5 protein-coding genes and 2 pseudogenes are annotated in these 6,367 nt (G+C 68.1%); 5 read left to right on the forward strand and 2 right to left on the reverse strand.

Annotated elements, in window-relative coordinates:
* Positions 1 to 614: PE family protein (locus FPZ47_RS30325; protein WP_145039702.1), on the reverse strand; the 614-nt coding region annotated here is incomplete at its 3' end.
* Positions 615 to 640: 26 nt separating this feature from the next.
* Positions 641 to 946: a hypothetical protein gene (locus FPZ47_RS25885; RefSeq protein WP_144956897.1), complete on the reverse strand. Its 306-nt coding sequence runs from the start codon at positions 944 to 946 to the stop codon at positions 641 to 643.
* Between the two features lie 190 nt (positions 947 to 1,136).
* Between FPZ47_RS25885 and FPZ47_RS25890 the strand changes: the two are divergent.
* The 5 genes and pseudogenes from FPZ47_RS25890 to FPZ47_RS25910 all read left to right on the forward strand — a co-directional run.
* Positions 1,137 to 1,448, forward strand: a pseudogene (locus FPZ47_RS25890) (hypothetical protein); the annotation flags it as partial.
* A 295-nt stretch (positions 1,449 to 1,743) separates the two neighbouring features.
* Complete coding sequence (locus FPZ47_RS25895) at positions 1,744 to 2,871, forward strand: ferredoxin reductase (protein WP_144956894.1); 1,128 nt, start codon at positions 1,744 to 1,746, stop codon at positions 2,869 to 2,871.
* 29 nt (positions 2,872 to 2,900) lie between these two features.
* Positions 2,901 to 4,127, forward strand: a complete 1,227-nt coding sequence (locus FPZ47_RS25900) for a fatty acid desaturase family protein (protein WP_144956891.1) — start codon at positions 2,901 to 2,903, stop codon at positions 4,125 to 4,127.
* A 116-nt stretch (positions 4,128 to 4,243) separates the two neighbouring features.
* Positions 4,244 to 4,988: pseudogene (locus FPZ47_RS25905) on the forward strand (siderophore-interacting protein); the annotation flags it as partial.
* Between the two features lie 219 nt (positions 4,989 to 5,207).
* On the forward strand, positions 5,208 to 6,284 hold the full coding sequence (locus FPZ47_RS25910) for a phosphotransferase family protein (protein ID WP_144956885.1): 1,077 nt from the start codon (positions 5,208 to 5,210) through the stop codon (positions 6,282 to 6,284).
* Positions 6,285 to 6,367 lie beyond the last annotated feature (83 nt).

Below are 6,367 nucleotides of genomic sequence, written 5' to 3' on the forward strand. Positions count from 1 at the left end.
GGGCCGGCGCCGAACAACAGCCCGCCGGTTCCGCCGGCCCCGCCGGCCCCGCCGGTCCCGCCGGCCTGGCCGATGCCGCCGGTGATGCCGGCACCGCCTTGACCGCCGCTACCGCCGTTGCCGAACAGGAAGGCCGATCCGCCGGGACCACCGGCCTGTCCGGCCGCACCCGAGCCGCCATTTCCGCCATTTCCGAAAAGCCAGCCACCCGGCCCGCCGGCCTGCCCGGTCCCCGGCGCCCCGTTGGTGCCGTCGCCGAACAGTGGCCGCCCGAAGACCTGAAACTGCCCGGCAGTCTGGGCGGCACTCGTCAGGGCCTGCAGGGGATTGGCGCTGGCCGCCTCGGCGGTCGCATACGCCCCACTCGCGCCGCTCAGCGCCCGCACGAATTGGGCGTGAAACGTTGCCGCCTGAGCGCTGAGCGCCTGAAAGTGCTGGCCGTGGCCGGAGAACAGCGACGCTACCGCCGCCGACACCTCGTCCTCGGCCGCGGCCACCACCCCGGTCGTGGGGGCCGCCGCCACCGTGTGCGCAGCGGTCACCGCCGAGCCGATCTTGGACAATTCCGTCGCCGCCGAAGTCAGGAACTCTGGGGCCACCGCCAGATACGACATCGCCACCTCTAGTCAGGTCGTTGTCGTCACCACATTAGTGAGGTCGTCAGCACATCTGGGTGAATCGGATGAATGTGACAGGTACCGAGAAAAAAATTCGCGGGGTGGCTGCTGGAAAAAGAGCCGACGTCGCGGGCATCGCCGGTTGAGGCTTGACGGTATTCGTTCGCCGTGACGGGTTTGCTGGTAAGCGGCGGTGAGAAATGTGCTTGTGCGACCCGATCCGCCACCGACGTCAGTGCTGCGTTCGCGGCCGAGAAGGCAGCGCGCCGGCAAACGGCTACGCCAATGCGCTTCGGGCAGAGAAATTCCGCATCAACATATGAGCCCATTCAATCGCAGTCATCTCCTTCCGCAGCCGAGCCAATGTCCCGGCGCTGGCTGTGGACTGCTCGGTTGGCTGTACCCATCCCTCCGGCGGCGGGCCGCTCGAAACGGGTCGAAACCCGAGGTTTCACTCGCCGGCTTTGCGGGCACGCGGCGTTTTGACCCGGACGAGCCGCACCAGCAGGGGGAGGCGCCATGGCCACCGGACCCGAGCCGCCGGCACCGGACGATTTCGTCACCGCCGAGGCCGCCGAACTCGCCGAACGCAGGGCGGCCGCGGCCCGCGAACGCGCCGCGCACGCGGGACTGTCGGCCGCCGAGAGCTTCGAGGCGTCCGCGCGTGCGCACGAGCAGGTGGCGCGGGTGCAGGACCACACCGTCGACCAAGGCGCATCCCATTCGGCCGTACATCGGGAGTCGGCAACCCGTCATCGCGCCGCGGCCGCGGAGGACCGCGAGATCGGCACGCGCAAGCGGCAGGAATCCGAGGCCGACCTGTCTTCCCCGCCCGAACCCGCCGGGTTGGCGGGGTGCAGCGAAGACGACCCCGCCCGGCATGGCGGAGGCCCGGGGCCCGGGGCGCCGACTCGGTGAGCACCGGTCACCCCGCATGCCCGGCGTCGACGGTCGCGGTGACTCGACGCGGAATCCCCGGTCGCACAGGGCATCGTCGCGGGCCACGCAGGAGCTCCGCCAGTACTCAGCGAACAGGTGTTTAGTGAACGCGGCGGCCGGGAAGCCGGTCAGGAACCGTGGTTCAACCGACACGCGGCAACCCCGATCAGACCGCAGGAACAAAGATATGGGTTCGACGCTTCGCACCCTCGCCCGATGGAGCACGGCGCCCGCGAAAAGCGTGCAGACCGCCAGATCCTGGGTCAACGTGCCCCGCGGATTGGCGGCCCGGGCGACCACCCCGCTGCTGCCCGACGACTACCTCAAGATGCTCAATCCGCTGTGGTCGGCGCGCGAGTTGCGCGGCCTCATCGTCGACGTGCATCCGGAGACCGCCGATTCGGCGACCGTGACGATCAAACCGGGCTGGGGTTTCTCCGGGCGGTACACGCCGGGCCAGTACGTGGGCATCGGGTTGCGGATCGACGGCCGGTGGCACTGGCGGTCCTACTCGTTGACGTCGATCCCGCGGCGCGACAACAAGAACATCACCATCACCGTCAAGGCCACGCCGGAGGGCTTCCTGTCGAGCCACCTGGTCAACGGCGTCAAGCCGGGCACCATCGTGCGGCTCGCGGCGCCGAAGGGAGATTTCAGGCTGCCCGACCCGCCGCCGGTCAAGATCCTGTTCATCACCGCGGGCAGCGGCATCACGCCCGTCATGGCGATGCTGCGCACGCTGAAGTCCCGCCGCCAGCAGGCCGACATCGTGCACATCCACTCCGCGCCCGGCGCCGACGCGGTGATCTTTCATGACGAGTTGCGCGAACTCGAAAGTAGCCAAACCGATTACCGACTTCGCTTGCAGCTCACCGACGCTCAGGGCCATTTCGATTTCGGCAAGCTCGCCGACATAGTTCCCGACTGGCGGGAGCGCCCGGCGTGGGTGTGCGGCCCGGCGGCCCTGCTGGACACCGCCGAAGAAGTGTGGAAGATCGCGGGCCTGGGCGATCACCTCCACATGGAGCGGTTCACCATCGCCGCCACCGACAAGGGCGGCGAGGGCGGCACGGTCACCTTTTCGATTTCCGACAAGAGCATCGAAATCGACGGGGCCACATCGCTTTTGGAGGCTGGCGAAAAGGTCGGCATCCAGATGCCGTTCGGGTGCCGGATGGGGATCTGCCAGACCTGCGTCCTCCCGCTGGAGGCCGGGCACGTGCGCGACGTGAGGTCCGGCACCGAACACCGAGAGGGTGACCGCATCCAGACCTGCATCTCCACCGCATCGGGCAGCTGCACCATCAAGATCTGACGCACCACACAAGATTCGAGGGGTAACCGATGGCAATCACCGACCTCAAGGCATACGCCCATCTGACGACGGAGGACGTCGAGCAGCTCGCACGGGAGCTCGACGCGATCCGCGCCGACATCGAGGAATCTCGCGGCGAGCGCGACTCCCGCTACATCCGCCGATCCATCCAACTGCAGCGGGCGCTGGCCGCCGGCGGGCGAATCGTCTTGTTCGCCGGCCACCGCAAACTGGCGTGGGTCGCCGGGACCGCGATGCTGGCGGCGGCCAAGATCATCGAGAACATGGAGCTGGGGCACAACATCATCCACGGCCAGTGGGACTGGATGAACGACCCGGAAATCCATTCCACGGAGTGGGAGTGGGACACCACCTGCCCGAGCGTGCAGTGGAAGCACTCACACAACTACATCCACCACAAGTTCACCAACGTCGTCGGACTGGACGGCGACGTCGGATACGGCATCATGCGCGTCACCCGCGACGAGCCGTGGGAGCCGTGGATGCTGGGCAACCCGATCAACAACATCCTGTTGGGCACGCTCTTCCAGTACGGCGTCGCACTGCACCACATCGAGACGGCCAAGATCCGCAAGAAGGAGAAGACCTGGGCCGAGGCGCGCAACGACCTGCGCGTCATCAGCAAGAAGTTGCTCAAGCAGGTGGGCAAGGACTATTTGATCTTCCCCGCGCTGACCGGCCGCAACTGGAAACGCACCATGAAGGCCAACATGGTCGCCAACCTGATCCGCAACTACTGGGCCTACATGGTGATCTTCTGCGGCCACTTCCCCGACGGTGCCGAGAAATTCACCGTCGAGGAGTACGAGAACGAGACGCCGGGGGAGTGGTACCTGCGTCAGATGCTGGGGTCGGCGAACTTCAACGCCGGCCCGCTGATGGCGTTCATGAGCGGCAACCTGTGCTACCAGATCGAGCACCATCTCTTCCCCGACCTGCCCAGCAACCGGTACGCGGAGATCGCCGTGCGGGTGCGCGAGCTGTGCGACAAGTACGACCTGCCCTACACCACGGGGTCCCTCGGCCGCCAGTACTGGCAGTCGTTCTGGACGATCCTGAAGCTCGCCCTACCCGACACACTGCTCAGGGCCACGCCCGACGACGCCCGGGAAACCCGTTCCGAACTGAAGTTCCGTGTTCGCCAAGGGCTGCGAGAGAGCTTCGTGGATCCGGCGACGGGCACGCGGCGCGGGCTGCGCAGCGCGCTGCGCGAACTGCAGGGGCGCGCGGCCTGACCGGAGAGCCCGCGACCCGGCTTGACCTTTGGTAAGGCAATCCTTAGTTTTAAGTAACTTACCGAATCGGAGCGTGGTGTCTTGGCAGAGGTCGGCGCGGCGGGGAAGCACCGCTGATGGCGCGCGGGTTCCAGGGTGTGGTGTTGCGGGTCTTCGGCGCGCGCGACCACACGGCAACGGTGACCGAGACCGTGCGGATCGCGTCGCACTGCGTCCGGATACGCATGGTGTCGCCGACGCTGTTCGACGAGGTCGTGCCCGAACCCGCGGCGTGGCTGCGCTTCTGGTTCCCCGACCCGGGCGGGTCCGGCGCCGAGTTCCAGCGCGCCTACACGATCTCGGAGGCGGACGTGGCCGGCGGTCGCTTCGCGGTCGACGTCGTGTTGCACGACCCGGCCGGTCCGGCTTCGTCGTGGGCGCGCACGGTCGAGCCGGGCGCGACGATCGCGGTCATGTCGCTGATGGGCTCGTCACGGTTCGCGGCCCCCAGTGAGCGCCCCGCCGGCTATCTGCTGATCGGCGACTCGGCGTCGATTCCGGGCATCAACGGGATCATCGGGACGGTGCCCGACGACGTCCCGATCGAGACATACCTCGAGCAACACGACGATGAGGACCCGCTGATCCCGCTGGCGCGACATCCGCTCTCCCGGGTGCATTGGGTCGCCCGCCGCGATGCGAAGTCGCTGGCCGAGGCCCTCGAGGCGCGGGACTGGTCGGGCTGGTACGCGTGGGCGACGCCGGAGGCCACAACACTCAAACACGTGCGCAACCGGCTGCGCGACGAGTTCGGCTTCGCCAAGTCCGACATCCACGCCCAGGCCTACTGGAGCGCCGGACGCGCGATGGGCACCCGGCGCGGTGAAAGTGCCGTCGCGCCAGGAGAATCGGCGGTACCGCCGTCCGGCACGGCGCCCGCCTCGGCGACCCAGGGCGCTCGGCGCACCCAGGCCGTCGACCGGTTGTTGGCGCCGCTGCGGCGACGCTGACCGCGGCCGGGCGGGCCCGTTCACCGCAACACTTGCCGTATGCCTTACAGTTTGTCGGTCCGACAACGGCCGGCTTCCCGGAGGCATGCGCATGAGTGCGGTGGCGTCGATCCCGCGGTATCCCGGCGACGTGACACCCGAATGGCTGTCCGCCGCCCTCAGCGGGCGCCGCGGCCCGGTCGAGGTCGCCGACGTCGACGTGGTGGCCATCGGGACCGGGCAGACCGGCGCCACGTACCGCCTCAGCGCCCGGTATGCGACGGATCCCGGCGGCCTGCCGGACACGTTCGTCATCAAGTTGCCGGCCCGGGACGACACCGTGCGCGACCGGGTGACCGTCGGCTACCGCAGTGAATGTGCGTTCTATGCCGGGGTGGCTGCCCGGGTTCGGGTCCCGACGCCGCAGTGCTTCTATTGCGAGATCACCGAGGACGCAATGGATTACGCACTGTTGCTGGCCGACCAGGCGCCCGCAGTGCAGGGCGACCAGCTCGCCGGCTGCGGCGAGCGGGAGGCCCGGCTGGCGGTGGCGGCGCTGGCCGGCTTACACGGGCCCAGCTGGTGCGATCCGATGTGGCTGGACTTTCCGGGCATCGCGTTCGCGCGGCCCGACGAAGCCGGCGCGCACGGGCTGGGCGAGGTGGCGAAGATGAGCCTCGACATCACCCTGGCGAAACTCGGTGACCGTATGAGCCCCGAGGACCGCGAGACCTTCACCGCGACAATGTTTTTGGTGACGCCCTGGCTGCTCGCCGAATACGACCGGTTCGCCTTGCTGCACGGTGACTACCGACTGGACAACCTGCTGTTCGATCCCGAGTGCAGCCGGGTGAGCGTGGTGGACTGGCAGACGTTGGGGGTGGGACTACCCGCCAGGGACCTCGCCTACTTCACGGCCACCAGCCTGGATGCGCAACTGCGCTCGGCGATCGAGAACGACCTCGTCGACGAATACCACCGCGCGCTGCTGGAACACGGTGTCAGCGGCTACGACCGCGAAACATGCTGGCGCGACTACCGGCTCGGCGTGCCGCAGGCGCTGCTGATCTCGGCGCTGGGGTTTGCCTTCGCCGCCGCCACCGAGCGCGGCGACGACATGGTGCTGACGATGCTCACCCGCGGCTGCCGGGCGGTGCGGGACCTGGGAACGCTGGACCTGATCGGCTGACCGCCCTCAGACCCTGATTTTTCAGCCGGCTTGTGATGATCTTGTTTTCGGTGATCTGGTTGATGGTGGCTGCGCGCTGATGG

This window comes from Mycobacterium helveticum, from assembly GCF_007714205.1.
Lineage (GTDB): Bacteria > Actinomycetota > Actinomycetes > Mycobacteriales > Mycobacteriaceae > Mycobacterium > Mycobacterium helveticum.

What these genes read in the sequence shown, in the direction of transcription:
- FPZ47_RS25895 (WP_144956894.1), top strand. Translation starts at nt 1,744, where the DNA reads ATGGGTTCGACGCTTCGCACCCTCGCCCGATGGAGCACGGCGCCCGCG.
- FPZ47_RS25885 (WP_144956897.1), bottom strand. Translation starts at nt 946, where the DNA reads ATGGGCTCATATGTTGATGCGGAATTTCTCTGCCCGAAGCGCATTGGC.
- FPZ47_RS25910 (WP_144956885.1), top strand. Translation starts at nt 5,208, where the DNA reads ATGAGTGCGGTGGCGTCGATCCCGCGGTATCCCGGCGACGTGACACCC.
- FPZ47_RS25900 (WP_144956891.1), top strand. Translation starts at nt 2,901, where the DNA reads ATGGCAATCACCGACCTCAAGGCATACGCCCATCTGACGACGGAGGAC.